Genomic DNA, 25961 nt, shown 5'->3' with positions numbered 1-25961 from the left:
CTTCGCACTTCATTGTCAAGCTAGCTTTACATTTTGTTTTCATAATTTTTTGTGTATAATATATAGTAGAATAATGAAGGGGTGTTTGACTCATGAAACCATACCGATTTACTGCCTTTGAACCAACCGGAGAACTAATTTTAGAGGAAACTTGGGAATATGAAAATGACGAAGAAGCAAAGGAAAAAGGGGAAGCAATTATTGAAGAAAAAGGCTTTTCCAATAAAACACATCGTTTAGTAAATAGTTCTGGGAAACTAGTATTATTTCATGTATAGAACAACAAAAAGGACTTAACCATTATATTGGCTAAGTCCTTTTTTTATTTTTCATATAGACTCAATAGGCTTCAATAGTGCTCATTTGAGTAAGCCCGTAGAATATTCTTCGTTAATGCAGATTTCTAGTAAATTATCATTTCCACCCATCAATATATTGTTTGTTAAAGTCATATCAAGTCTTTTCACGAATTATTTGATTTAAAGTATGATGATCGCATGATTTAATATGATCATCTACTATGCCTATTGCTTGTAAAAAGGAATACGTTGTAACAGGTCCCACAAATTTGACGCCTCTCTTTTTTAACTCTTTGCTAACCTGTACCGATAATGGAGATTGAGCAGGGATTTGAATGTCTGTCTCCCAATTATTAATAATTGGTTTAAAATCAACAAAGTGCCATAAAAAATTGGAAAAACTCTTAAATTCTTTTTGTATCCTCACTACTGCTTCTGCATTGGTGCGAATGGATTGAAGCTTCGAAAAATGTTTAATGACATTGTAATTTTCTTTTATAAATTCTAAATCCGTGTCACTCAGACTAGCACAATACTCAATGTCAAAATTTTGAAAAGCATCTTTGTAAGCTTTGCGCTTTGCTAAAACAATACTCCACGACAATCCAGCTTGTGCCCCCTCCAACGTCAACATCTCAAAAATATACCGGTCATCCCAACTAGGTCTGCACCATTCTTCATCATGATAAGCTTGCATAAGCTCACTGCTTTGCGGCCATAAACATTGTTCCATTAATAGCTTCACCTCTTTCATCTTGTTAAACTTACTGTACCATTCTTAATAAGATAACTGCATGTCATATTTAAATGGAGTATTGGTCTTGTCCGTAGCATACCTAAAACAATATCATTCTTTCAGCATTTAATCCGATCAACTTTTTCAGTTGATAGTTTTGTAATTTCCCATACTGAGCAAGTCAAAAGCGGTTAAACATCAAAAACGGAGAAGTTGATTTAATGAAGACATATTGCACCATAATTGCATTCCATATTTCGACCGTAGTTGAAATGTTTAGAAGTTATAATAGACATAAATAACTCAGTATAATATGTAGGGAGATAAAAAAATGAATACTTTCAAATTTACATTGTTAATACTCTTAACGACATTTTTAATGGGTTCTTCTTTTGCAGTAGGTAAAATAGGTTTGTCTTATTCATCCCCTTTGTTATTAGCAGGATTACGCTTCACACTTGCCGGATTCATAATGGCGGTAAGTGTTATCGTTTTAAAAAGACCGCACCCAGTATCTAAAGGAAACTGGATAAAGATGCTTATTATTGGTACTTTCCAAACTGCCGGTGTTATGGGTTGTATTTTCTTGAGTTTACGAACCATTACAGCTAGTGAATCCTCCATTCTCACATTCACTAACCCGTTACTTGTTGTTGTATTCGGTACCTTATTTTTAAAAACACGCTATAAATTTTATCAATGGATTGGTGTTCTTTTAGGGTTATTAGGGGTAAGTATTGCAGTAGGTGCGCAAATTGAATTAAAGATTGGCGTTCTTTTTGGCATTCTTTCTGCTGTTTTTTGGGCAATTTCCACATTATTAGTTAAAAAATGGGGGGCACTTTTTAATACGTGGGTTCTATCCGCTTACCAGATGCTTTTTGGTGGATTACTACTTCTACTTGGCAGCTTTATTCTTGAAAAACAAGTCTTCATTTTGAACGGTAAATCATTGTTCATTTTATTATGGTTAAGTATTATGTCTTCTATTGTTCAATTCGCCGTCTGGTATTATCTTTTACAAAAGGGGGATCCAGGAAAAACGAGTGCCTATTTATTTTTGGCACCTTTCTTCGGTGTATTATCTGGTTGGTTACTATTAGGGGAGACGTTATACCCTTCTATCATCGTTGGTGGCTTGTTTATTATTATTGGTATCTATCTTGTAAATAGAACTTTTCAGAAGAAAAATAACTTAGTTAAAAGAACTTTATAAAACGTTCACTTATCTCTAATTCCACAAATTATCCCAGCAGTTTAATTGTCGCTTCCATCCTCTTTTGTTATTAATAAAGTATGTAATCAAATAAAAAGGAGGATCAGCTAAATGATCCTCCCTGAAAATCTTATCTTCCTTTAAACTCGGGTTTTCTTTTTTCAACAAATGCTTTAATACCCTCTAAATGATCTTCGGTTCTTCGCATTGCGGATTGCGTAACAGCTTCTTTTTCTAGAACAGTTTGCAATTCATTTATCTTCGTTGCGTGTAAGATTTCTTTTGATGCGATCATAGCAGCAATTGGAGATTGGATTAGTTTTTGTGCATAGGATGCTGCAGTTGCAGAACCTAAACCATCGGATGCAATTTCATCCACAAGTCCGATTTTTTGTGCTTCTTTTCCAGAGAAAAGCTGCCCGCTCCACATCAGTTGTTTTGCTTTTGGGATCCCTACTCTTTCCTTTAAGAAGAAATGGCCTCCACCGTCTGGAACAAGCCCAATTCCGATAAAATTCATAGCGAGTTTACTATTTTCCTCTGCTATGATAATATCGCAGCCTAATACCATACTAAAACCTAATCCAGCAGCAGCGCCGTTAACTGATGCAATAGTAATCTGTGGTAACTTATATAAAGCTGTAGCAATTCTTGTAAGATACGTCATCGCCTCGTCAATGTCTAAAGGATTCTCTTTATCTAGCATTGCTTTAATGTCTCCACCAGCAGAAAATGCTCGCCCTTCACCTTTTATAACTAACACTTGAACTGATTTTTCTGTTTGCAGAGATTCTAGACTTTCTGCTAGCTCTCTCATCATTACCCCATTCATCGAGTTCATCGCTTCTGGACGATTCAATGTTAAAGTCGCAATACGACCATCTTTTTCTAACAATATAGTTTTGTACATATACATTCCCCTTTATAAGTGAATAGTCATTCATTCTTGTTAAATTCGCCATTATACTATTAAAGTCCTTCTTAGAAAGGGGAAAACTATTTATAGCTTTTAGTTACTCGCATTCGATGAGGATTTACTAGCGCAACGGAGTATTTATCCATTTCTCTAGTAAATGAAAAAAGGAACCTCTCCATAGTAGGAGAAGTTCCTTTCATTTGTTTTCTTAGATACCTTCATAAAGTTCTTGAACGGGTTTGATCAATACACGGTTTACTTCTTCAATAAGTTGGCTCAAAGCCATTTCAGCTTGAAGCATATGGAAAATCTTTTCGTTTCCTTGTGCTAGCTGAGCCGTTTTTTGTGCATACTCAATCTCTTCTCCAGAGATTTCTTCACCATTCATTTGCTTCTCTTGAAGAGACATTTGAACTTTACGGAAACTTTGGAATAATACTAGAGCCTGTTCGTCAGCTTTTACAGATTCTACTGCTGTTTGAACGTTGGAAAATTCATCTGTTTGACGTAGTGTTTTTTCAAGTTTGTTAATGTCATCATAAATGTTAATCATGTTGTAAGCTCCTTTAGGGTTAATTAGTAAAGAAAACGATTAGTCCTTGAATAATACCGATAAGTCCACCAAGAACACCACCTAGAATGGTGATCATTTTGAACTCTCTTTTCGATATACCAAGAACAATTTCCTCTAAGCGAGATACTGGGAAAGTATCAACTTGCTCTTTTACCATATCTTCTAATTTCATTTTACGCAAGACTTCTTCTAGCTTTGTTTCTGCTTCATGGAATGCAAATGTCGTCACTTTAGGTATAAGATATGACTCTGTCCATCCAGTTGCTCCAGGGAAGTAATGGAGGAAATTATAGTTCAATCTTTCTTCCACAGCCAATTGTCCAGTTAAGTATACTTTAACGTTTTTAACAATTGGTTCAAAGTCAAAGCCGTCCATCATTTCATTGAGTGGGCGATCTTTTAACTTCTCCCATTCGCTTCGTACTATTTTTTCTAACATATTTTTAGTACCTGGAGCTCTTAGGAATTTAAGTATTTCCGGCTGAACTTTTCCAGCAAGTGATGAAGATTCGCCCATGAACATTTGTATCATATTGCCAAGCGTCCCTTTTGTAGAAAGGAAATCATCAATTAGATTTCTTACCGTCATTCTGCCTTCTTCTGATTCGAAGAAATCTTCACCTTTGAGTAGAATGTACGAAACTATTTCTCCGACTTTAGTGTCCGCTTTTAGTTGCCAATCTATTGGTGCAAGTTGACGTATAGTTTCTTGTTCAAACCTAGTTTTTAATTGACTAAATTGAACGTCCACCTGTTCTTCTATTTTATCATTTACAATAGTCGGAACATTTTCTAGTCCAGCAAGCTTTAACCAATCTGTTATCGTTTTATCCGACTGAAAGATTTTATCGTTTAGTTGCTCAGTTAAAAAATGATTTGCCTTTTGTTTCATCTCTTCGTTAAAATATTTTTTCTTGAAAATATCAGGTGTCAGCAAATGTTGAATTACTGTATTACCTAATTGTTTTGCAAGTTCATCACGTCTCTTAGGGATCAGACCAGGTGTGAATGGAATGCGCCAAGACCCTATATATTTTGCCTCATGAGGTCTGAATAGCATTTTAATAGCAAAGTGATTAGTTACCGCTCCGATTGCTGCTCCGACCACTGCCATAAATGTGATTGTCCATATAAAATTCATCAATTTCACCTTTTTCCTCTAGCTTCTAGATTATTATAGCAGAGGAGAGGCAAACACTAAAAGAATTTACAATAGATGAAGCAAAGTAGTAAGACGAATAGCATGCTCCGTTTCATCGTGCATCGCAACAAATAGAGGAGCATATGCTTGTTGGATTGGTATTTGTAAGAGCATTTCCTTATACAGTTCTGCAGCCTCTAATTCATCTCTTATCGCATTTTTTAAACACTCTTTCATGTCTGTACATAAAGTGGGTTCTGGAAAGTTTTGTACAAATGTACCAGTGAGCATATAATAGAGTTGTTGGAACATTTCGTAATGGCTTTTTTCATCCTCATAAATATGTTCGATAAAACCTTGCCAGTATGGATCATCCGTCAATTTATACATAGAACGATAAAAATGATAATCATGATATTCATTAAGTATTGCTTGCCTTAGCTGATCATTAAACAATTCGATGCTCCTTCACTAATCATTTATATTAGTGTATGCGAACAAATTCACTCACATGAAAGGTTGATATTCTTGCTACAACACTTTAGCTTCAAACCACTCTATGAAAACAAACAACTACCTGGTTGGTCCGTCTCTTTCTTTTATAAACAACAAAGATACGCTGCAGAATATGAACCGGATGGCACGATTAAGTGGCTAGGTGAAACACCTGCTGATGAAGAAACAGTAAAAAAAATGATACATGAGTTAATGCTATTTCACGTGTATGACTGAGGTGTCACTGTGCAAGAAGCATTCATACTTGTTTCTTGCGCAAAGTACGCTTACGCCCAAACAGTAAATAAAAATAAGTAGATGCAATAATATAGAGAATCCCTGTAATTGTAAATGTATAAGCATATCCCCAGTAAAAGCCAAATGTCATAACAAGCCCTGTCGAAATTGCACCAGTACTTGCCCATCCTACATTAAAGACCATTTGATTTACCGAGTTAGCAAGTCCTTTATATTTATCTTGTACTAGTTCCATTGCAATTGCACTTTGGATAGGATTCCCCGCATTCATTAGAGCTTGGCGCATCAAAAATGCAATCGAAGCGATGATTAATGAATTGGTGTAACCTGTGATGAACAGAAATGGAATCGATAGTAGCTGAAAAATGACCAATGCCTTAACTTTCCCTACCTTCTTCACAAGTGCTGGCCCAAGTAGCATTGCAACGGCTGCCATCGCTGATCCGAGTGACAAGATAATTCCAATATAAGTGTTCGATGCATCGAATCGGTTCGCAAAGTATAAGTTCAAGTAAGGAATAACTAGACCAGACCCTGTTCCTATTAATAGATTTGCAACTCCAAATAACACAATAACCTTCATATTTTTTCTGAACCCAGTCGGAGCATTTCCTTCTGATTCTTCGGTACTTGCCTCTGTTTGACCTTCTATTTTTTGCGTTGGTTTCAGCTGAAACAATGGAACTATGCCCATCGTAAATATAATCGCTCCAATAATTAGTACATACATAATAGAATCTACTGTGGAGATATTCCCAATTAGATGAAGCGCATCTGCTAATACCCCTCCTCCAAGACTTCCAATAACGCTTGCTATAGTCATCAACGAAAAATGAATACTAAAAAGATGCATTCGTTCTCCAGCAGTGGAGTTTTCAGCAAGAAAAGGAACACCGGATACTTGCACCAATGCCATAAACAACCCAGTAAAGAAAGCTGCATAAACTAAGCTTTGTTCGCCGGTGATCAAACTTCTATAAAATAAAGTACCAGCAGCAAAAATTGCACCAGTAATAATAATTCCTTTCCTACCTAGCCGGTCGCTTAGATATCCAGCCGGTATTAACATAATCGCTGAAGCAAGAGATGTCATAGAGATGATTTTACCGTTCAATGTTTCTGGAAACCCGAGTTCCTTTATATAAAGATTGTACATCACTAAAAATACACCCATCCCCACTTGAATGAGTACATTGGCAAGCATGAACATTTTTATATTTCTATTGAATAAAGCAAAGCTCTTTTTCCAATTTGCAAACCAATAAATCATAAGGTACCTCTTCTTTTTTTTATTTCGGTACACTAAATATACGATTATCGTTAGAAAATTTCAATATATAATTGTGTGCTTGGCGGATAAATATTTCGATTGGATTTTTGGCTCTGTTTGGCGGGCGGATAAGTGCTTTGCTCGGGCACATGGCTTGGTCGCTCGGGCGGATAACCTAATCAATCGAGCGTTCGGCCGCTTGATGAGCCGATAAACGGGCTGCTCGGGCGCATGGCTCAGTTTCTCGGGCGGATAACCTAGTCGCTCGAGCGCATAGCTCAGTTCGTCACGCGGATAACCTATTCAACAAAAAAAGGGAATATCCCCGCATGTGTTATACATGCTGAGATACTCCTGCTTGTAGTTTATACATTTGTTCATAGCGACCTTGTAGCTCTATTAACTCGTCGTGCGATCCACTTTCTACAATTTCCCCACGGTCTAGTACTAAAATGCGGTCTGCATTCTTAATAGTAGAAAGTCGATGAGCAATGATAAAAGTAGTTCTTCCTTTTTTCAGTACATCCATTGCATGTTGAATAATTTCCTCTGTTTCTGTATCAATATTAGATGTCGCTTCATCCAAGATTAATATAGCAGGATCAAATGCAAGTGCTCTAGCGAAGGAAACAAGCTGTCGTTGACCGGATGATAAGGTGCTACCCTTTTCTATTACAGGCTCATCTATGCCTTTTTCTAGATTCTTCAACACTCGTTCCCCACCAACTGCTTCTAAAGCGGCTATAACCGTTTCTCTAGAAATACGAGGATCACTTAAACTCACATTTGACTCTATAGTACCTGAAAACAAATAAGGATCCTGCAACACGATGCCCATATGATCTCGAATTGTTTGTCTAGGTACAGTCGTTATATCTATACCATCGATTAGGATTTTACCTTTTGAAGGATCATAGAAACGGAACAATAAATTCATAATGGAACTTTTCCCAGATCCTGTATGACCAACTAATGCTACTGTCTCCCCTTTGTTGGCAACAAAGTTTAAATTTTTCAAGACATATTCATCTGCTTTATAGGCAAATGATACATTTTGAAACTCTACATTCCCTTCATATCGTTCCATACGTTCGTCTTTTACATCTTCTCCAGTTTCATCTAGTAATTGAAATACTCGATGACCAGCAACCAATGATCTTTCTAACTGAGCAAATTGGTTTACAATCCCAGTGATTGGATTAAATAAACGAGTTGTATAGTCTACAAAGGCATAAAGCATACCTGCTGAAATGATTGTATTTGGTTCCATGGATAAGCTTCCGAAATACCAGATGAACATGACGAACATAATCGTACGAAGCACACTTACTAAGTTAAACGAAGTTGCTGAATCTAATGTAAGTAACTTTTTCTGGTACGTATAGTGTTCATCATTCATCTCTTCAAATTCGCGTTCCATCTGCTTCTCACGTTTAAATGCTTGAATAATGGACATCCCTTGGATGGATTCATTTAGCATTGCATTCAAATCTGCAATTTTCGTACGAACTACGTGATTATATTTAGATGCATACTTACGATAAGCAATCATCCACACATATACAATAGGAACTACAAAAAGTGCCATGAGAGCCATTTGTACATTTAAGATGAACAAGGCAACATAAACCCCTGCAATCGAAATGATACTAGTCGCAAACTGAGAAAGTACTTGCACATACAAATTACGAATAGCTTCTGTATCATTCGTAACACGCGCAACTACTTTTCCTGCCGGCAAGTTGTCAAAATACTGTATCGGCAAAGTTTGAATATGTTGAAAAACATCATTACGTAGCTTTTGCACAACGCGGTTAGCACCGACCTGTAAGTTGATGAACATAAAATATCTAAAGATCGCTGTGACAATGGCTAAACCAAAGTAGACAGCAAGTAACATTAGTATCGGCTGAAGGTTAATAGCCCCTTCTGTGATATGGTCGTCAATAATTTTCTTTGCAATAAATGGACCAGTTAGATCTGCAAACACTGCAATAGTTAAAAAGATTAGACCAAGGATAATTGGTTTTTTATAAAATAACGCATAATGGTAGAGTCGTTTCCCTGTACTCATGACGACACCCCCTCTAGCTGCTGACGATCAAACTGCTCTTTGTACCAACCATTTTGTTTTAAAAGCTCTTGATGAGTTCCTTCTTCTACAATAAGACCTTCATCTAAAACGATAATATGGTCTGCATGTTGGATACCAGACAATCGATGCGTCGTAATAATTGTTGTCTTTCCACTGCGTTCATTTTGTATATTTTCGATAATTTTGGCTTCTGTCTTTGCATCTACTGCAGAAAGAGAATCATCTAACAGTAGTATTTCTGGATTTTTAATAAGTGCTCGAGCAATGGATACACGTTGTTTTTGTCCACCGGATAATGATACCCCTTTTTCTCCAACTAACGTTTCTAAGCCCATCGGTAAGTTCATCAGATCCTGTTGGAAATGCGCTAGGCGAATTGCTTCCTCTAGTTCATCTTCTGTTGCATCCTCTTTACCAAATAGAATGTTTTGACGAATGGTTCTCGAAAACAAGACATGATCTTGCGGGACATATCCAATCCACTCTAGCACCTGATCTTTCGTTTGTGCGGAAATTGCGGTCTCTCCAATTGTTAGCTGTCCAGCACCAATCGGATATTCCTTTAATAATTGCTTCATAAAGGTAGTTTTCCCAGAACCCGTTTTCCCTACAATCCCAAGTGTCTGACCTTTCTCTAAGTTCACTCGAATATCTTGAAGATTTTTCACTTGGGACAATGGGTATTGGAATCCAACATCGGTAAATCCAATTGACTCCACATTGTCTAACTGAACTGGTGAAGTTGGATCTTTTACATCTTGCTCGTAGTCTAATGTTTCTTGCACGCGATCAAGCGAGGCATTTCCGCGTTGCATTACATTGATCAGTTCCCCGATTGCAAACATCGGCCAAATTGCCATACCTAAGTAAACATTAAAGGTGATTAAATTTCCGACTGTCATTTCACCTTTAGATACTAGATAAGCACCATAACCTAATGCAACTACATAACTGATACCAGTCCCTACCTTCGTAATAGGTCCAAAAAGAGCATCAATACGTTCTACAACCATATTTTTCTCATAGACTTCTTCACTCATATCAGCAAAGTTCTTCTCATCTGCTCTTTCCTGAACATAAGCGCGTATAACTCGAACCCCGGCGATCGATTCTAGAACACGGTCATTTAGATCACCAAATGCATCTTGAGCTACCATATATTTTTCATGAATAATTTTCCCTAAATATTGCATTATAAAAGCTAAAATAGGTATTGGTAAAATTGCAAAGATAGTAAGCTTCCATGAAATGATAAAGCCCATTGCCAGTATAAGTGCAGCCATGTACATAGTAGAATCGATTAATGTCATAATCCCAAATCCTGCTGTAGTTGCTACTGCGTTCAAATCATTCGTTGCACGAGCCATTAAGTCACCCGTACGATTTTTTTCATAAAATGTAGGAGTCATATTCAAAAATTTCAAATTTAACTTTGACCGTAAAATACGCTCGATTGTAATCGAACCACCAAACAGTTGGTATTGCCAAACAAAGTTTAATATATAACCTACTATTATTATTCCAATAAAATAGAATACATATTGCATTAACGACTCTCTAGTCATATCTCCCATAGTTATGGAATCGATCGCTTCCCCAACTAACCACGGTGGTAAAACCTCCAGAGCACTAGCAATTATTAGCAAACTAACTGCTACTGTATATCGCTTCCAATGATCCTTAAAAAACCACTTCAATTTAAATAAAACAGAAAACATTTATAACCCCTCTTTTCTTCTTTCTACACATTACTTAATAACTAGCCACCTTCAAGAGATTCCTTTAATAAAATTTGCTTTGTCCGTTGAATTGTTTCCATAACCAACACTCCTTTTTCTTTTTCACCAAAAATTGGAAGTCAAAAAGACAGAAAAAAGCGCATTACCCATCTAGAGGTAATGCGCTCAATAATAGACAATGGAATACAAAAGTCTATTATTAAATCATTTCCGATCTAATGGAAGGTATGAACAACTTTTTAAGTTAACAGCGCTATCTTTTAAACGAATCATTTGTCATACCTCCATTCCATTTTTTTGTGTATATTAACATTAGCATACCGAAATTTTAATTGTCAATACTTTTTGAATTTTTATAATGAATGAACAATTGCGCCTAACACAATACTGATGAGTACTACTTTGAATGGCGCTAACTTATACACCACTAAAAGTGTAAAAGTAATTAACACAATAACAAAATCAAGCGTACTATTTACCGCACTTGTAAAAACAGGATCATAAAGTGCCGCAAGTAGAATTCCAACAACGGCTGCATTCACTCCCTTTAAAGCTGCTTGAATCCCTTTTTTAGAACGAATAATAGACCAAAATGGCAATGTTCCAATGACCAATAAAAAGGAAGGTAGAAACATCGCAAAAACGGCAAGTAATGCTCCACCTGTACCAGCAGTTATCTGTCCTAAAAAACCAGCGATTGTGAATAATGGTCCTGGCACTGCTTGTGCTGCTCCATAACCAGTCAGGAACATATCAGCAGATAGCTCAACCTCTCTTTGTAGCATTGGTAATACAACATGCCCACCACCAAATACAATAGATCCAACGCGGTAATAAGTATCGAATATCGCATAATAGACAGATTGTACAAACGGTTTTAGTAATGGAAGCAAAGTGAGCAATGTAAAAAATAATACCCAACTAATAATGCCAGTCTTTTTACCAAAACTTAACTTCATTTCAGGTGCTGGTTCTATTGCGTCATTTTTATAATAGAAAAAACCAAAAATACCCGCTATGAGAATAATCGTGATTTGTCCAATTGCGGTAGGAATAAGTAATGTTAATATTGCGCATCCTATGGCGATACTTATTCTTATACGATCTGGTGCTAATGATTTTTGCATACCTATTATCGCATGTGCTACTACAGCAACAGCCACTATTTTTAGTCCTTGAATCCACCCACTATCAAAAGATCCTGAACTCGATATGAATGCAGCAAATAACATTAAAATAATTACAGACGGCATTGTAAAACCTATCCACGAGATTATACCTCCCAATAATCCCCCTCTTAATAATCCAATAGAGATTCCTACTTGGGAAGAGGCCGGTCCAGGTAAAAACTGACATAGCGCAACGATATCCGCATATAACTTGTCATCTAGCCATTTTCTTTTTTCCACATATTCGTCCCGGAAATAACCAATATGAGCAGCTGGTCCTCCAAATGACGTTAAGCCAAGCTTAGTAGATGCTTTCAGTATGTCGAGATATTTATTTTTCATTTTTACCTCCTCTACAGGCATAATCTTTATTATCTAATAATTTTTAGCGTGTAAATGTTAAGATTTTGTAAAAATTATTAATAGAATATCTCTATTTAAAGTAGAAAGATTTGTAATTTCTTTTTTTATATTTTATTATTAAACGTATAAACTATTTTTTAGAAAACAGGAGGTGTACACTTTGTCTTACCCCCCATTTGGGTTAGGGACAAAGTAATTATTTGGACATAGCCATACGATTGGCAGCATTTGCTGTCTTAATCGCATTCACTGCATTTTTCGTTGCGAGTGAGTTTGCAATTGTAAAAGTAAGAACTACAAGAATTGATCAGCTTATAGCTGAAGGAAACACTAAGGCGATAAATGCCAAAAAAGTAGTTTCCAATCTGGATGAATATCTATCTGCATGTCAGCTCGGGATTACCATAACAGCTTTAGGGCTAGGATGGCTCGGAGAACCGACAATTGAACGGATTTTACATCCGGCATTTACTTATTTTGAGCTCCCAGAGAGTGTTTCCTCTTTACTTTCATTTATTATTGCATTCTCTCTTGTAACTTATATACATGTAGTTGTAGGAGAGTTAACACCAAAGACGTTTGCTATTCAAAGGTCTGAACAAATTACATTAGCGGTAGCAAAACCGCTTATCATTTTCGATAAACTTATGTATCCAGTTATTCACGGTATGAATGGTTCTGCTCGTTTCTTAGCAACCAAAGTATTTGGTTTAAATGCTGTATCAGAGTCAGAAGTAGCTCATTCCGAAGAAGAGCTTCGTATGATTCTTTCCGATAGCTTTAAAGGCGGAGAAATCAACCAAGCTGAATACAAATATGTTAACAAAATCTTTGAATTTGATGATCGTATTGCAAAAGAAATCATGGTTCCACGCACCGAGATTACTTCTATTGATAAAGATTTTACATTAGATGAAGTATTTCAGTTGATCGGTGTGGAACAATATACAAGATATCCAATAACTGACGGTGATAAAGACCATATTATTGGACTTGTAAATATGAAAAACTTGTTAACTGCATATATAAAAGATCCTACGAATGCAACCACACCCGTAAGTGATTATATGCAACCGATTATCCGAGTTATTGAGAATATGCCAATCGCTGATTTATTACTTAAGATTCAACGTGAACGAATTCATATGGCAATCTTAATGGATGAATACGGTGGTACTTCAGGACTTGTAACTATAGAAGATATTATCGAAGAAATCGTAGGAGATATACGTGACGAGTTCGATACTGATGAACTTCCAGAAGTTCAAAAGTTAGAGGAAAATCATTATATTCTCGATGCGAAAATGTTAATAGAAAATGTTAACGACCTACTTGGTATAGATATCGATGAAGAGGATATAGATACTATAGGTGGTTGGTTTATGACTAAGAGCTACGAAACCATTAAAGGTGAAAAGATTCAGGAACAAGGCTATGATTTCATGATTAAAGAAGTTGATGGGCATCATATTCAATATCTAGAGATTATTAAATCTGCACCTCCAGTTGAAGAACTAGAACCGATAGTGGAATAAAAAAATTATTAGATTTCAAAAAACGACTCTCAAATGAGGGTCGTTTTCCTATGTCTATAATTGTTGAAGTGAGGAAACATTGTGGAACTATATACAAACTTACGTGAAGGGGAAAAAGGTGCTTGGATTAGCATTGGCGTATACTTACTTTTAAGTACACTTAAGTTAAGTGTTGGTATTATCGGTTCATCTGAAGCCTTAAAAGCCGATGGTCTAAATAATTTTACAGACATCATTGCGTCGGTTGCTATTTTAATCGGATTGCGAATTTCTCAAAAACCACCAGATAAGCATCACCAATATGGACATTTACGGGCAGAAACCATTGCCTCCCTTGTCGCCGCTTTTATTATGGCGTTTATCGGTATCCAGGTTCTCATTCAAGCAGTACAACATCTTGCTAACCCTATCCAAGAGTCACCTTCCCTTTTAACCGCAATTGTTGCCTTGTTTAGTGCCATTATCATGTATATTGTTTATAGATATAATTTAAACCTTGGAAACCGTATAAATAGTGCTGCTCTAAAAGCGGCAGCTTATGATAATCGCTCTGATGCACTTGTTAGTATCGGTGCAACTATTGGTATCGTCGGCTCTATTTTAGGTTTTCCTCTTTTAGACGGTATAACTGCCCTGTTAGTTGGTATCATCATTATCTATACCGCCTATACTATTTTTCATGATGCAGCATATACGCTATCCGACGGTTTTAATGTGGACGAAGCTGAATCCCTCTCTACGATAGTACGACTAGTAGAGGGTGTGGATGAGTTAACCGATTTTAAAGCGAGAATGCATGGAAATTTAATGTTTGTCGATATTACGGTTACAGTGGATCCAAATTTAAACGTGTTGAATAGTCATCGTATAACAGAAGAAATAGAACATCGTATTATGAAGGTCAAACCTTTTTCAGTTATTTTAGTCCACATTGAACCAAATATGGACTTGCTCGATCAGCAGTAGATAGTTTCTGCTGATCGAGCGATTTTCTTGCCTGATGGATCGATTCTTGCGGAGGATCGATCGATTCTTAGTTGCCATCGATCGATATGTTAATCAGAACAAAAAAAGCACGGAGAATCGCATAGTCATTGCGATTCTCCGTGCTTTTCATCTTCCGCTTGGTTCTGTTAGGCCATGTTTTACTGCATATAGAGCTGCTTGTGTACGATCTTGAACATGTAGCTTCGCGAATATATTAGAAATATGTGTTTTGACTGTTTTTTCGGTGACAAACAAGGAGGATGCAATTTCTCTATTACTCTTTCCTTTTGTCAACTCAGATAATACATCCTGCTCTCTAGGTGTTAAAGGATGTTCTTCATGTGGACTTGGTACAACGGGCTCCCACTCTTTTTCTAATTGAGTTGTTGCCTCTGGATGTATCGTATTTTCTCCGCGCATGAGCTTACGAATGGCGTCAGCGAGGTCATCCGGTTCTATATCCTTTAACTGATAACCCGCTGCGCCAGCTTTTAAGGCAGGAATTACATGATCTCTATCTGAAAAACTAGTGAGCATTAGTATTTGAATTTCCGGATTAGTAGATTTTATAAGTTTCGTTGCTTCAATTCCGTCCATTACCGGCATCACTAAATCCATTAATATAACATCGGGCTTTAAACTTTGTGTTAGCTCCATCGCTTCTTTTCCGTTAGTAGCCTCCCCTACAATATCCATATCCTTTTGGGTTTTCAGAAAAAACATTAATCCTCTTCTTACTACATGATGATCATCAGCTATTAATACACGTATCATAATCGCACCCTCCTAATAAGGTAATCGCACTAATATTTCTGTTCCTTTTTCGCAACCTGTCACCCAATCTACTGTCCCACCAACAAAACTAGCTCTATCCTTCATACTCTGTAAACCAATTGAACGTAGCTTATTGGGTTCTTTCATATGAAATCCACAACCCTCGTCTTTCACAACTAACAATACATCTGTAGAAGTGACCGTTAAGTATAGTTCTGCTATGAGTACACCAGAATGCTTCCGAATATTATTCAGTGCTTCCTGAGCAATTCTGAACAGTGTTTCTTCTATAATAGCAGGTAAGTTAACAACGCCCTTTACTTTCACTGTCATTGTAAGCCCTAGAATATCACCATATCCTTTAAGGCCTTCAATAATTCCTGATTCTAATCCTTTGGGACGTAGCTGCCAAATGAGGGCGCGCATTTCTGTTAGTGCTTCTTGCGTTAAATATTGAATTTCTTTAAATGTATCTTTAATATCCGGCTGCTCTGTCATTTCAATTCCTCCACGGGCAGTAAGCGTGACGGAGAATAGTAATTGGTTAACGGAGTCATGTAAATCTCGTGCTAATCGGTTTCTCTCCTGTACAAGAGCTACTTGCTGCTCCTGTCTTGTGAGGAGAATCCGCTTAATTGCTGAACCAATTTGAAAAGCCACCGATTCGAGTAACGCAAGCTCGCCGTCTGAAAATCGTATCGTGTTTGGAGTCGCAACATTTAATAGGCCAAAGCTTTCTTGTCCTGATTGTAAGGGTACAGTTGCATGATGCGTGATGCCCCCACTGTCCTCATTACTCATTTTTCTTGCGTTTACTATTCTTTTACACTCAATAATATTGGAAGCTTTTTTTAACTCACCCTTTTGAAACCTGGACACACACCAGCAGCTATCCTTTTGCAAATGTATGCAGTCATCCTGCTTTAATGCGTTCGGTAAATTTTCATGTGCAATTAACTGTTGTTTTCCTTTTTCATCAATAAAAAATATCCATCCAGTTTCAAATAAGGTACCATCCAATAGTTTTTGCAAGGCACCTTGTAGCATTTTCTCCATTTCCGTTTCTTCATTTAACAATTCCGCTATTTCTTTTAGTAATTCTATGTTCGAGAGTTCATTTGATAACATGTAAACTCCTCCAAGTATGTAATTCAGATAATTCCATAGTATCACTTATTTACTATTCACTGTAGGGTATGCGCATCATACTTTTGACCGAAAAAAAACAGGAAAAGAGATTTCACTTTTCCTGTTTTCTATATTAATCTACTAAGTATTGATTCATCTTCAACGAAAAATCTTCCTTCAAAGAATTTAGTTTTTCTTTACTTTCTACTTCTGTGCCACTAAGTACACCAAAATAATATTTGATCTTAGGCTCGGTTCCACTTGGTCTTACACAAACCCATGAGCCGTCTGCAAGGAAGTACTTAATTACATTTGATTTTGGTAAGAATAATTCCTCTGTTTCTCGTCCATCGGTAAACATTCGAGTGGAGTGTAAGTAATCCTCTTGGGAGGTAACATTTATCCCTGCTACTTCCGTAATTCTATTTGTCCGAACCTGCTCTAGTAAGTTTTTAATGGCATTCGCACCACTTACTCCTTTTTTCGTAACAGATTGAAGCCCTTCTAAATAGTAGCCATGTCTTTCATATAACATTGCTAAAACATCGAGTAAGGTCTTTCCTTGTTGCTTATAATAGGCAGCAGCTTCTACTATCGCTAACACGCTTTGCACCGCATCTTTATCACGTGCAAAATCTTTTATCAAGTAACCATAACTTTCCTCATAGCCAAATAGAAACTCAAACTCTTTTGTCTCTTCGTATTTCTTAATCTTTTCACCGATAAATTTGAAGCCTGTTAATACATTCTCTGAACTTACTCCGTAATATTCGGCAATTACACGACCTAGATCAGAAGTAACAATCGTTTTAAATATGCGACCATTAGCTGGGATGTTACCCTTTGCTTTACGTTGTGATAATAGATATTCGATTAATATCGCACCTGTTTGATTGCCAGTTAAAAGTTCATACTTAGAATCCGATTTTACGGCAATACCAACGCGGTCCCCGTCTGGATCGACTGCTATTAGAATATCTGTATAATTCCTTTCGCCGTACTGAATTGCGTATTCAAAAGCACTTTGCTCTTCCGGATTTGGAGATTCCACTGTCGGGAAGTCTCCATCTGGCTCCATCTGTTCTTCTACATAGGAAATATGCTTGTAACCAACTTCGTTTAATATACGTTGGACTGTTTTACCAGAAGCACCGTGTAAGGGTGTGAATACCACCTTCAGATCAGAAGAAGATGCTAATTCTTCGTTTTCTTGCACTGTTTTTAAGGCTTCCAAATAAGCTTCATCCAATTTTTCATCTAATTGAATTATTAATTGTTTATCAGGATTTCGTTGATCGATATGCAGTGCATCTCCTGCATCATTGACATGCTCAATAACAACCTCAGCGTCCTCAATGTTTAGCTGCGCACCATCCTCGCCATATACTTTGTATCCATTATATTCAGGAGGATTATGACTTGCAGTAATAACTATCCCCATAAATGCGTGTAAATGTCTAACCGTAAATGACAGCTGAGGTGTAGTTCTAGGTTCCATATATAAATACGCTTTAATACCATTAGAGGCTAGTGTATTCGCTGCTTCACGCGCAAACTCTGGAGAATATCTTCGACTATCATAAGCGATAACTACTCCACGCTCCATAGCTTCTGCTCCAGCTCCCTTAATATAAGAAGCTAGACCTGTAGTCGCTTTACGAACAGTGTACGTGTTCATACGATTCGTTCCAGCACCAATTTCTCCACGCATTCCACCTGTTCCGAATTCAAGATCACGGTAAAATGCATCCTCTATCCTTTTTTCATCCTTGGCTAGCTGTTGAAGGTTTTCTTTCCAATCGGTTTCTAACTCTGAGAAGTTATTCCATTGGTCAAATAGTTGTCTATAACGCATAGGAAAGTCAACTCCACTTCATTATTTTTTATAATCGATACTGTATACATCATGACGTCTATCTTTTAAATGCTTAACTGTCCCGTCTTGACGTTGACGACGGAGAATTTCTAAATCTACATCCCCTATTAAGACCATCTCAACGTTTGGTTCTGTTTCTCCCACAATACCATCACGTGCAAATTCAAAATCAGAAGGTGCGAAAATGGCAGACTGTGCATATTGAATATCCATATTTTCTGTTTGTGGCAAGTTTCCAACTGTACCTGAAATAACAGTATAGATTTGGTTTTCAATAGCACGTGCTTGTGCACAATAGCGAACTCGTAAGTATCCTTGACGATCCTCGGTACAAAATGGAGCGAAGATAATATTTGCACCCATATCAGTAGCTATGCGGGCAAGTTCTGGAAACTCTATATCATAACAAATTTGAATCGCAATTTTCCCACAATCGGTATCAAATACTTGTACAGAATCGCCTGCACTAATTCCCCACCATTTACGTTCGTTCGGTGTAATATGAATTTTATATTGCTTATCAATTGCACCATCTCGGTGGAATAAATAGGCGATATTATAAATTTCCTCGTTTTCTTCTTCCACGAAGTGAGAACCAGCAATAATATTGATATTATAACGAATCGATAAATCTGAGAATAACTCCATATATTGCGGAGTATATTCTGTCAGTTTACGAACTGCCTGACTTGGCGATGGTTCATTCAGGAAGGACATTAGCTGCGTAGTAAAGATTTCCGGGAACACTACAAAATCAGATTGAGCATCGGAAGCTACGTCCACAAAATATTCACATTGGTTAGCAAACTCTTCAAATGAATTTATTTTACGCATCATATATTGCACTGCACAAATTCGTACAGGATAGCTTGTTTTAAAGTGACGTTTAGAAAGTGGAATATAATCGACATTATTCCATTCCATCAGCGTTGCATATTTGGCAGACGCCATATCATCCGGTAGATAATTTGGGTTAATACGCATTAGCGTAAAGCCATTCATCAATTGGAAGGTAAGAACTGGATCATATATTTTGTGGCGAGAAACAGATGTCACATATTCTCTTGGAGACATTTCTTCTGCAAATTTATGATAGTTAGGAATGCGCCCTCCGATTATAATGGACTTTAAATTGAACTGTCTTGCAATATCTTTTCTGCCTTCATATAAACGTTGACCAACCTTCATTCTTCTATATTCAGGATGCACCATTACTTCAATACCATATAAATTATAGCCATCTGGATTGTGGTTCGTAATGTAGCCTGCATCTGTTACATCCGACCAAGAATGACGATCATCATACTCATCAAAATTTATAATAAGACTAGAACAGGAACCAATTACTTTGCCGTCTAGTTCTGCAACCAGTTGGCCTTCTGGGAAAATAGTTAAATGGCTACGTAAATGGGATACTTCCCAAGGGTCCATACCCGGAAAACATTGTCGTTGTATTTCTAAGATCGACTCTATATCGGAAAAAGACGTTTGTCTTATAATCATGCTTTGTTCGAATGGGGATAAATCAAATTCTTCTGTCATTGTATCGGCTCCTCTTTCATCAGTATCTTTCATTATATAGCTATTTGCTCTTCAGATAAAATATTTTACATGTATTTAAAGAAGGATTATACTTTAATTTGAGTTCAAAGTAATTTAAAGGAGTTCCTATGACAAAAAAACTGGAAAATCTATTACTATTTATGTGGACAGTTTCCCTTACTGCAACATTAGGTTCACTCTACTTTTCAGAAGTAAGAGGATACGAACCATGTGATTTATGTTGGTACCAGCGTATACTCATGTATCCACTTGTGCTAATATTAGGAATTGCATATGTTCAAAAAAACCCTAAAATTGCAGTAACAACTTTTATATTCTCCGTGATTGGTGGATGTATATCTGCTTATCATTATAGCATTCAAAAACTTACTTTCATGCAAGAATCAGCACCCGCATGTGGTAGAGTAGCGTGTACAGGAGAATATATTAACTATGCAGGTTTTATAACCATTCCATTTTTAGCTCTTATTGCATTTATTATAATTGCAATTACAAGTGTTTTAGTATGGAGGGACATCAAGGAGGAAAAGTAACTTGAAAAAACTACTTATTTTTGGTGGTATTATCGTTGCAGTCTTTGTATTAATCTTTGTGTTAAACTCTCAGAAAAACAAGGATGCATTAGCGAATAATCCATACGATACGGATGATCTAAGACAATCTACTATTGATCTTATCGATGATCCGAACTATCAAAATATTATTTTACCAGAAGAATTGGAAAAAAAGATTGCTACTGGAGAACCTGTGACAGCTTACTTCTTCAGCCCAGAGTGTGTACATTGTCAAGAGATGACACCACGACTGACACCGCTTGCTAAAGAAAATAAAGTTGAAATTGTAAAATACAATGTACTTGAGTATGAAAAGGGTTGGAATGATTACCGTATCAAAGCAACACCAACAATGATCTATTTTGAAAAAGGCCAAGAAGTAGTTCGAGTAGAAGGTGCCATATCTAATAGTCAAATTCAAGGATTCTTTGATGAAGTCGTTTTAAAATAACCAAAAGGGTCATGTCGAGCAGACAGACCCTTTTTTTAAAGGAGTTAGGAAGATGATTCATACATTAACGTATACCGTACAAGAAGATGGATTAACCATCAATAATCTATTTCAAGAGAAATGGAAATTAGGCAAGAAGTTAATACATGAGTTACTAATGCAGAAAGCCGTAAGCAACAAGAGCGGAGAACTTCTACAATGGAAGCTTCCAAACAAAAAAGGTGATGTACTCGTTATTAAATGGGAGGGGGAATCTTCAAACTATCTCCTTTCCGATCAGATTCCTTTATATGTAGCCTATGAAGATGAGTATTTACTAATCGCTTCTAAACCACGCGGAGTAGCGACACATCCTAACGAAGATGGTCAAAATCATACCTTTATGAACACTGTGACAAATTATTTACACAGTAAAGACCAGCATTACGGCGAACATGTACATCGCATCGATGAAGGCACAAAGGGATTAGTAGTTATTGCAAAAAATCCACTTGTCAAAGGTATGCTCGACCGTATGCTGGAGAACAAAACAATTGTCCGCACGTACGAGGCAACTGTAGAAGGTCAAGTGAAAAACCAGCATGGCACCATTCGAGCAGCTATCGGTAATGATCGCCACCATCCGACGCGCAAAAGAGTTTCTCCGTCTGGGCAAAATGCTATTACTCATTATGAAGTTGCAGGGAAACATGAACAATTCACGAAAGTACATGCCATTTTAGAAACTGGACGTACCCACCAAATTCGAGTTCACTTAGCTCATCTAGGACATCCAATTGTTGGAGACGAACTATATGGTGCTAAAAGAACACCAACTAAAATGTATGAGCTTCATGCATTTAAAGTCCAATTTAATCATCCCATAACAGGTGAAGTACTCGTTATAGAAGATAAACGCCAACAGAACTAGGTTGATGCTACGGCAGTAAATCAGTGGACGTTGCTAGTATGAATTCAAACGTTGCACAAATGAAAATGCAGGTGAGATTTTTATTTCTCATCTGCTTTTTTTAATTGTTTCACTTCGAGTTTACTTGAAACTTTTCATCGGTAAACATGTTACTTTCTCCGAGAATACTCCATTTACGTTGCTCATTAAACTGCTGTGCCACACTATTAGCTTTGTCTGTGATACTTTGTGGGTAGGAAAGTATTTCAAGTAACTTAATGGCATTCCTCGATTTTGAAGGACCTGAATGAATATTGTAATCAAATCGAACTTCACCATTTTCTACCGTTTCTCTAAAATGATAATTATCATACGTCTTTTCCACAATTTCTGTTAGTTCAATATCATGTGATGCAAGAATATTGATACCATTGTTTACAGATAACCATTCCATAATTGCTGCGGATGCCGCAATTCGTTCTATTGTATTTGTACCCTTTAAGATTTCATCAATGAAGGAGAGACAAGGTTTTTCTTCTTCTATTAGACGAATTATACGTTTTAGGGATTTTATTTCTGCAATAAAATAACTATCACCGTTTAGCACATTATCTTGAACGGCCATGGATGTAACGACATAACTAGGTTTCATACGCCAACTTTTTGCAACTGCAGTATTAACTGTCTGAGCTAAAATCGCATTAATAGCAACAGCTTTCATATATGTGGATTTCCCCGATGCATTAGAACCAGTAATTAGAGTTGATTTCCATAAACTAGATGTATTTGAAACTGGTTTTTCTATAAGTGGATGAATCATATTCTCGAAAAATAAACCATCCTCATCAGTAAAAGTTGGAGTGCAATATATATCTAGTGATTTGCGATAATACCCTATTGCAATGGCTGCATCCAGTTTTCCTATTAGCATCCAAATTTCACGAAATTCCTTTTGATGAGAAGCAATCGTTTTACTAATACTATTAAATGAAATAAAATCCAATAAAAAAAGGATCCGTATATATTCAAATAAAAGATCCAGTTCTCCAGTACCTCCACTTCCAAAAGAAGCTAACCTATTAAATGTTATTACTTTTTTAATAGGTCTTACATTCTCTTTGAGGCCATCTAGATGATTAAATAATATCGAGTGCTTAAGAGAAGCTATACGGTTCCCACCGGAAATAATTGCAGCTGCGTATCCAACAGAATACAGATTACTCTCTAACATAGTTTTATTTCGATAATAAACGATTCCATTTAATGTAAAGGAACACAACAGACTAATAATTCCATACTTAAGATTAAGGAACATTAAAAGTACGGATATAACTGGCATTAGAGCTAAAAGCACATAAATAGAAGCATACTTTATCTTAGTCTCTTTCTTCTCCAAAAAATAAGATGAAGAATTGGTATAATTTAATTTACCAAGACTTGATAAAATTAAAAGTATTTCTTCTCTTACCCCTTGTTCTGTGGATAATAACTGATAAAGTTCCTCATTATTTTGTTGTCCAACTCTGGAGGGTTCAATGTCTCTTAGCTGGTTAAATAAGTACTCTGAGCCGACAGTAGATTGCGTATAGTTCATCTTCCTGAAAACTTCATCCATCCCTAAATCATCCCAAGTTAATTGATCTATTCCGTCATAATGCTTATAATAATTTCTTTTGTTCGACCAGTATGATGAAACTGAATTAAAATCTATATTCTGTGAAACAAATGTTCCAGTATCCCATTCTTTCCGAAATCTATTCAGTTTTTTCCTATTTTTGGTTGCTAAATGATAAACCACAATAGAAACCACAATAATTGCGACGACAACTAAAATTATATTTGTCACGATAAACACCCCTACATAAATCAGAAATATATCCATATCTAACGCTTGTTTACTTGGTCTCCATAACTCCAATTATATTCTTCATTTATTTATCTAATTTCACTTCAAATTGAGGTTTCGTAACATATTCCATGTATTTTACCGAGCCATTATAATTTAAATACACTTCATATCTTGTTCTAATAGCAGGAGCCGTTATGAACTCTAATACGCTATCCTTTTTAACCCAACAGGATTCAGAAGTTTCTTCAGATGTACTTAACACTCCTCCAGTAGGCTTACATACAAAATCGAACATTACTTTTGTAGGGACGTCTGTAACTTCGTCATACCATTTATAAACTCCTGTGTTGGAATAGGTTCCTATTAAATGACCTACCTCGATATCAATTCCACTTTCTTCTTTAACTTCTCGAACTAATGCATCTATTAGGTTTTCCCCAACCTCCACCTGTCCCCCGGGATAAACCCATCCGCCATGGTGTGTTTTTACTAAAAGTATTTCTCCGGTCTCATTTTCAACAATTCCTCCAACAGCCACAATATGCGTGGGCATCATTATTTTACTTGCCCCCTTCGCTTTCTAATCTTTCGTAAAAAATTCTAAGTAAAATATCCTATTAAAACTACATATCCCAAACTCCTAATAATAGGATTGCGAAAACCCACTTTCAAAACAATCATCCTTCAGCATCTACTCCTCCTCTATTTTTCTCTAACTTTTTCCACTTTAAATAGTTATAAGTAAAATCCCAAACAATCGTTACAAAACAAAAGATGGAGAACAGGAGAATTAAGGACGATGGCCATTCACTAACTTTCTTTATCATAATTAAACAAAGAATTAAAAAAGGAGCTGTCCAAAGTGTTCGCACCATTTTTCTTCTATGGGTTAGCTCGTGATAACCAAATACAAAACCCTTATCTACTTTTTCCTTGTCTTTGTACAGTTTCGACAAAATAAAATTGAAAAGTATACTTACGAGAGTAATTACAAATAATATGAAGTAAGTGCTAGAAATAATAATCACTCCTTTGCTTTTACGGGTTTTCAGAAAGGAAAGTCTTTGTCAGATAATAAGCATGAGCAGTAAAAAGCTGTGTTTTGATCTTATTTGTTTTTATAAGAGAACCTAACGATTCAAAATCTAACAATTGTACATATATCTCCTCGGTTTCGTCTAGTTCTTGATCAAATTGTTTATATGCATCTAACAGGAGGTAGGTTCTAATTTTATTAGTTTGTGTAGCAGGATTAATCATAAATTCACCTAGCAAAATAGGTGTTTGTCGTGAAATGTACCCTGTTTCTTCTTTAACTTCTCTTATAATGCCTTCCTCATCCGTTTCCCCATGTTCTCTTTTACCTGCAGGAATTTCTAAATAGATATCATTTCCGGCATGTCTATATTGCTCTACCAGTAGTATTTTATTTTCCTTAGTTAGTACAACAGCATTCACCCAATCGGAATACTCATTTACAAAATAATCATTAATGACCATACCATTAGGTAGCTCACATATATCTTTCCTAATATTTCCGTAAGAGCTTTTATGGACATACTCCGTATTTAACGTCTTCCATTGCTTCATAACCCCATACTCTCCCTTACCTCATCATCTCAAAAAATATATATAGATTGTATATTGCTGGAATTAGCAAGCTCACTGCGAGGCAAATAACTGCTCCAAATTTGGATTGTTTAGTTAAACGTGCGTCCTCTTGTTTTAAGTATTGAAAAAAAGTAAGCGTAAAATAAAAGCATAATACTATAAAAACGATAGATAAGATGCCTAGCCAATTTCCTGTTCCCATAAAACCTTCCATTAAAGTCTCCTCCTAACACTCACCACTTAAGGATTAAAGCAAATAATATATGCACAGTCCCTAACACTACTTCTCTTATTATCACTTTTTTATTTTCTTTTTGAAGATAACTTTCTATAGCATCTACCAAAAAGTTAATCCCTGCTAATATGAATACTAATCTCACATAAAAAATATCTAAATTATTCCATATGGTCATTATTAGCATTGCAATCATCAAACTTATCAATAGCATCTTTAATATTAGGAACGGCTTACT

At 36.3% G+C, this 25961-nt stretch carries 27 protein-coding genes; 8 read left to right on the top strand and 19 right to left on the bottom strand.

The genetic code is table 11. From position 1 onward, the window contains the following. Positions 1 to 92 precede the first annotated feature (92 nt). Positions 93 to 278, top strand: a complete 186-nt coding sequence (locus tag BM260_RS17250) for a YhzD family protein (RefSeq protein WP_093538588.1) — start codon at positions 93 to 95, stop codon at positions 276 to 278. Between the two features lie 175 nt (positions 279 to 453). Here BM260_RS17250 and BM260_RS17245 read toward each other — a convergent pair whose 3' ends face one another. Next, entirely contained in the window at positions 454 to 1032 is a 579-nt protein-coding gene (locus BM260_RS17245) for a DNA-3-methyladenine glycosylase I (protein ID WP_093538587.1), read from the bottom strand. A gap of 334 nt (positions 1033 to 1366) precedes the next feature. On the opposite strand from BM260_RS17245, the gene BM260_RS17240 reads away from it, so the two are divergent. Continuing rightward, a complete protein-coding gene (locus tag BM260_RS17240) occupies positions 1367 to 2251 on the top strand; it encodes a DMT family transporter (RefSeq protein WP_093538586.1) in 885 nt (294 codons plus the stop codon). Between the two features lie 130 nt (positions 2252 to 2381). On the opposite strand, the gene BM260_RS17235 is transcribed toward BM260_RS17240, so the two are convergent. The 4 genes from BM260_RS17235 to BM260_RS17220 all read right to left on the bottom strand — a co-directional run bounded on the left by BM260_RS17235 (position 2382) and on the right by BM260_RS17220 (position 5338). After that, positions 2382 to 3161, bottom strand: a complete 780-nt coding sequence (locus BM260_RS17235) for an enoyl-CoA hydratase (protein WP_407691725.1) — start codon at positions 3159 to 3161, stop codon at positions 2382 to 2384. Positions 3162 to 3375: 214 nt separating this feature from the next. Next, positions 3376 to 3720, bottom strand: coding sequence for a YlbF family regulator (locus tag BM260_RS17230; RefSeq protein WP_093538584.1), 345 nt, complete (start codon positions 3718 to 3720; stop codon positions 3376 to 3378). 19 nt (positions 3721 to 3739) lie between these two features. After that, positions 3740 to 4882, bottom strand: a complete 1143-nt coding sequence (locus BM260_RS17225) for a DUF445 domain-containing protein (RefSeq protein WP_322788102.1) — start codon at positions 4880 to 4882, stop codon at positions 3740 to 3742. Positions 4883 to 4948: 66 nt separating this feature from the next. Beyond that, a complete protein-coding gene (locus BM260_RS17220; RefSeq protein ID WP_093538583.1) occupies positions 4949 to 5338 on the bottom strand; it encodes a ferritin-like domain-containing protein in 390 nt (129 codons plus the stop codon). A 72-nt stretch (positions 5339 to 5410) separates the two neighbouring features. Here BM260_RS17220 and BM260_RS17215 point away from each other — a divergent pair, with 72 nt between their 5' ends. Further along, positions 5411 to 5614, top strand: a complete 204-nt coding sequence (locus BM260_RS17215; protein ID WP_090570212.1) for a YheE family protein — start codon at positions 5411 to 5413, stop codon at positions 5612 to 5614. 22 nt (positions 5615 to 5636) lie between these two features. Here BM260_RS17215 and BM260_RS17210 read toward each other — a convergent pair whose 3' ends face one another. From BM260_RS17210 to chrA, 4 genes are all read right to left on the bottom strand, one after another. Continuing rightward, complete coding sequence (locus BM260_RS17210) at positions 5637 to 6905, bottom strand: MFS transporter (RefSeq protein ID WP_093538582.1); 1269 nt, start codon at positions 6903 to 6905, stop codon at positions 5637 to 5639. A 334-nt stretch (positions 6906 to 7239) separates the two neighbouring features. After that, entirely contained in the window at positions 7240 to 8979 is a 1740-nt protein-coding gene (locus BM260_RS17205) for an ABC transporter ATP-binding protein (RefSeq protein WP_093538581.1), read from the bottom strand. Continuing rightward, positions 8976 to 10718, bottom strand: a complete 1743-nt coding sequence (locus tag BM260_RS17200; protein ID WP_093538580.1) for an ABC transporter ATP-binding protein — start codon at positions 10716 to 10718, stop codon at positions 8976 to 8978. The genes BM260_RS17205 and BM260_RS17200 overlap by 4 nt, the downstream gene beginning before the upstream one ends. 374 nt (positions 10719 to 11092) lie before the next feature. Beyond that, entirely contained in the window at positions 11093 to 12250 is a 1158-nt protein-coding gene (gene chrA / locus BM260_RS17195; protein WP_245762771.1) for a chromate efflux transporter, read from the bottom strand. A gap of 221 nt (positions 12251 to 12471) precedes the next feature. Between chrA and BM260_RS17190 the strand changes: the two genes are divergently transcribed. Next, positions 12472 to 13806, top strand: a complete 1335-nt coding sequence (locus tag BM260_RS17190) for a hemolysin family protein (protein WP_245762770.1) — start codon at positions 12472 to 12474, stop codon at positions 13804 to 13806. An 81-nt stretch (positions 13807 to 13887) separates the two neighbouring features. Then, complete coding sequence (locus BM260_RS17185) at positions 13888 to 14772, top strand: cation diffusion facilitator family transporter (protein ID WP_093538577.1); 885 nt, start codon at positions 13888 to 13890, stop codon at positions 14770 to 14772. A gap of 147 nt (positions 14773 to 14919) precedes the next feature. Here the strand turns inward: BM260_RS17185 and BM260_RS17180 are convergent, their stop codons facing one another. From BM260_RS17180 to BM260_RS17165, 4 genes are all read right to left on the bottom strand, one after another. Further along, on the bottom strand, positions 14920 to 15567 hold the full coding sequence (locus tag BM260_RS17180) for a response regulator (protein WP_093538576.1): 648 nt from the start codon (positions 15565 to 15567) through the stop codon (positions 14920 to 14922). A 12-nt stretch (positions 15568 to 15579) separates the two neighbouring features. Continuing rightward, the gene (locus tag BM260_RS17175) at positions 15580 to 16695 is read right to left on the bottom strand and encodes a GAF domain-containing sensor histidine kinase (RefSeq protein ID WP_093538575.1); all 1116 of its coding nucleotides are present in this window, start codon (positions 16693 to 16695) and stop codon (positions 15580 to 15582) included. A gap of 133 nt (positions 16696 to 16828) precedes the next feature. Continuing rightward, positions 16829 to 18550 (bottom strand): phospho-sugar mutase, encoded by a 1722-nt coding sequence (locus BM260_RS17170; RefSeq protein WP_093538574.1) that lies wholly within the window; start codon positions 18548 to 18550, stop codon positions 16829 to 16831. A 21-nt stretch (positions 18551 to 18571) separates the two neighbouring features. After that, positions 18572 to 20113 (bottom strand): carbon-nitrogen hydrolase family protein, encoded by a 1542-nt coding sequence (locus BM260_RS17165; RefSeq protein WP_093538573.1) that lies wholly within the window; start codon positions 20111 to 20113, stop codon positions 18572 to 18574. Positions 20114 to 20241: 128 nt separating this feature from the next. Between BM260_RS17165 and BM260_RS17160 the strand changes: the two genes are divergently transcribed. The 3 genes from BM260_RS17160 to BM260_RS17150 are packed head-to-tail and all read left to right on the top strand — an operon-like array spanning position 20242 to position 22049. Further along, the gene (locus tag BM260_RS17160) at positions 20242 to 20667 is read left to right on the top strand and encodes a disulfide oxidoreductase (protein WP_093538572.1); all 426 of its coding nucleotides are present in this window, start codon (positions 20242 to 20244) and stop codon (positions 20665 to 20667) included. A 1-nt stretch (position 20668) separates the two neighbouring features. After that, positions 20669 to 21139 carry a thioredoxin family protein gene (locus BM260_RS17155; RefSeq protein WP_093538571.1) on the top strand — a complete coding sequence of 157 codons (471 nt, stop codon included), beginning with the start codon at positions 20669 to 20671 and terminating at the stop codon, positions 21137 to 21139. A 52-nt stretch (positions 21140 to 21191) separates the two neighbouring features. After that, a complete protein-coding gene (locus tag BM260_RS17150) occupies positions 21192 to 22049 on the top strand; it encodes an RluA family pseudouridine synthase (protein ID WP_093538570.1) in 858 nt (285 codons plus the stop codon). Between the two features lie 109 nt (positions 22050 to 22158). Here the strand turns inward: BM260_RS17150 and BM260_RS17145 are convergent, their stop codons facing one another. From BM260_RS17145 to BM260_RS17120, 6 genes are all read right to left on the bottom strand, one after another. After that, positions 22159 to 23874 carry a MutS-related protein gene (locus tag BM260_RS17145; RefSeq protein ID WP_175496341.1) on the bottom strand — a complete coding sequence of 572 codons (1716 nt, stop codon included), beginning with the start codon at positions 23872 to 23874 and terminating at the stop codon, positions 22159 to 22161. A gap of 85 nt (positions 23875 to 23959) precedes the next feature. Then, entirely contained in the window at positions 23960 to 24436 is a 477-nt protein-coding gene (locus BM260_RS17140) for an NUDIX hydrolase (RefSeq protein ID WP_093538568.1), read from the bottom strand. Between the two features lie 118 nt (positions 24437 to 24554). Further along, positions 24555 to 24704 (bottom strand): hypothetical protein, encoded by a 150-nt coding sequence (locus BM260_RS18545; protein WP_175496340.1) that lies wholly within the window; start codon positions 24702 to 24704, stop codon positions 24555 to 24557. 211 nt (positions 24705 to 24915) lie between these two features. Beyond that, the gene (locus tag BM260_RS17130; protein WP_093538566.1) at positions 24916 to 25467 is read right to left on the bottom strand and encodes an NUDIX hydrolase; all 552 of its coding nucleotides are present in this window, start codon (positions 25465 to 25467) and stop codon (positions 24916 to 24918) included. Between the two features lie 16 nt (positions 25468 to 25483). After that, complete coding sequence (locus BM260_RS17125; RefSeq protein WP_093538565.1) at positions 25484 to 25702, bottom strand: hypothetical protein; 219 nt, start codon at positions 25700 to 25702, stop codon at positions 25484 to 25486. A gap of 19 nt (positions 25703 to 25721) precedes the next feature. Beyond that, a complete protein-coding gene (locus BM260_RS17120) occupies positions 25722 to 25901 on the bottom strand; it encodes a hypothetical protein (RefSeq protein ID WP_139219941.1) in 180 nt (59 codons plus the stop codon). Positions 25902 to 25961 lie beyond the last annotated feature (60 nt).

It is taken from the genome of Psychrobacillus psychrotolerans, assembly GCF_900115805.1.
GTDB lineage: Bacteria > Bacillota > Bacilli > Bacillales_A > Planococcaceae > Psychrobacillus > Psychrobacillus psychrotolerans.
The sequence above is the reverse complement of the archived record's forward strand: the minus strand, read 5'-3'. Positions and strand labels throughout refer to the sequence as shown.

Coding starts and splice junctions, on each gene's coding strand:
- BM260_RS17250 (WP_093538588.1), top strand. CDS start 93: ATGAAACCATACCGATTTACTGCCTTTGAACCAACCGGAGAACTAATT.
- BM260_RS17245 (WP_093538587.1), bottom strand. CDS start 1,032: ATGGAACAATGTTTATGGCCGCAAAGCAGTGAGCTTATGCAAGCTTAT.
- BM260_RS17240 (WP_093538586.1), top strand. CDS start 1,367: ATGAATACTTTCAAATTTACATTGTTAATACTCTTAACGACATTTTTA.
- BM260_RS17235 (WP_407691725.1), bottom strand. CDS start 3,161: ATGTACAAAACTATATTGTTAGAAAAAGATGGTCGTATTGCGACTTTA.
- BM260_RS17230 (WP_093538584.1), bottom strand. CDS start 3,720: ATGATTAACATTTATGATGACATTAACAAACTTGAAAAAACACTACGT.
- BM260_RS17225 (WP_322788102.1), bottom strand. CDS start 4,882: ATGAATTTTATATGGACAATCACATTTATGGCAGTGGTCGGAGCAGCA.
- BM260_RS17210 (WP_093538582.1), bottom strand. CDS start 6,905: ATGATTTATTGGTTTGCAAATTGGAAAAAGAGCTTTGCTTTATTCAAT.
- BM260_RS17205 (WP_093538581.1), bottom strand. CDS start 8,979: ATGAGTACAGGGAAACGACTCTACCATTATGCGTTATTTTATAAAAAA.
- BM260_RS17200 (WP_093538580.1), bottom strand. CDS start 10,718: ATGTTTTCTGTTTTATTTAAATTGAAGTGGTTTTTTAAGGATCATTGG.
- chrA (WP_245762771.1), bottom strand. CDS start 12,250: ATGAAAAATAAATATCTCGACATACTGAAAGCATCTACTAAGCTTGGC.
- BM260_RS17180 (WP_093538576.1), bottom strand. CDS start 15,567: ATGATACGTGTATTAATAGCTGATGATCATCATGTAGTAAGAAGAGGA.
- BM260_RS17175 (WP_093538575.1), bottom strand. CDS start 16,695: ATGTTATCAAATGAACTCTCGAACATAGAATTACTAAAAGAAATAGCG.
- BM260_RS17170 (WP_093538574.1), bottom strand. CDS start 18,550: ATGCGTTATAGACAACTATTTGACCAATGGAATAACTTCTCAGAGTTA.
- BM260_RS17165 (WP_093538573.1), bottom strand. CDS start 20,113: ATGACAGAAGAATTTGATTTATCCCCATTCGAACAAAGCATGATTATA.
- BM260_RS17160 (WP_093538572.1), top strand. CDS start 20,242: ATGACAAAAAAACTGGAAAATCTATTACTATTTATGTGGACAGTTTCC.
- BM260_RS17150 (WP_093538570.1), top strand. CDS start 21,192: ATGATTCATACATTAACGTATACCGTACAAGAAGATGGATTAACCATC.
- BM260_RS18545 (WP_175496340.1), bottom strand. CDS start 24,704: ATGATAAAGAAAGTTAGTGAATGGCCATCGTCCTTAATTCTCCTGTTC.
- BM260_RS17130 (WP_093538566.1), bottom strand. CDS start 25,467: ATGAAGCAATGGAAGACGTTAAATACGGAGTATGTCCATAAAAGCTCT.
- BM260_RS17125 (WP_093538565.1), bottom strand. CDS start 25,702: ATGGAAGGTTTTATGGGAACAGGAAATTGGCTAGGCATCTTATCTATC.
- BM260_RS17120 (WP_139219941.1), bottom strand. CDS start 25,901: ATGACCATATGGAATAATTTAGATATTTTTTATGTGAGATTAGTATTC.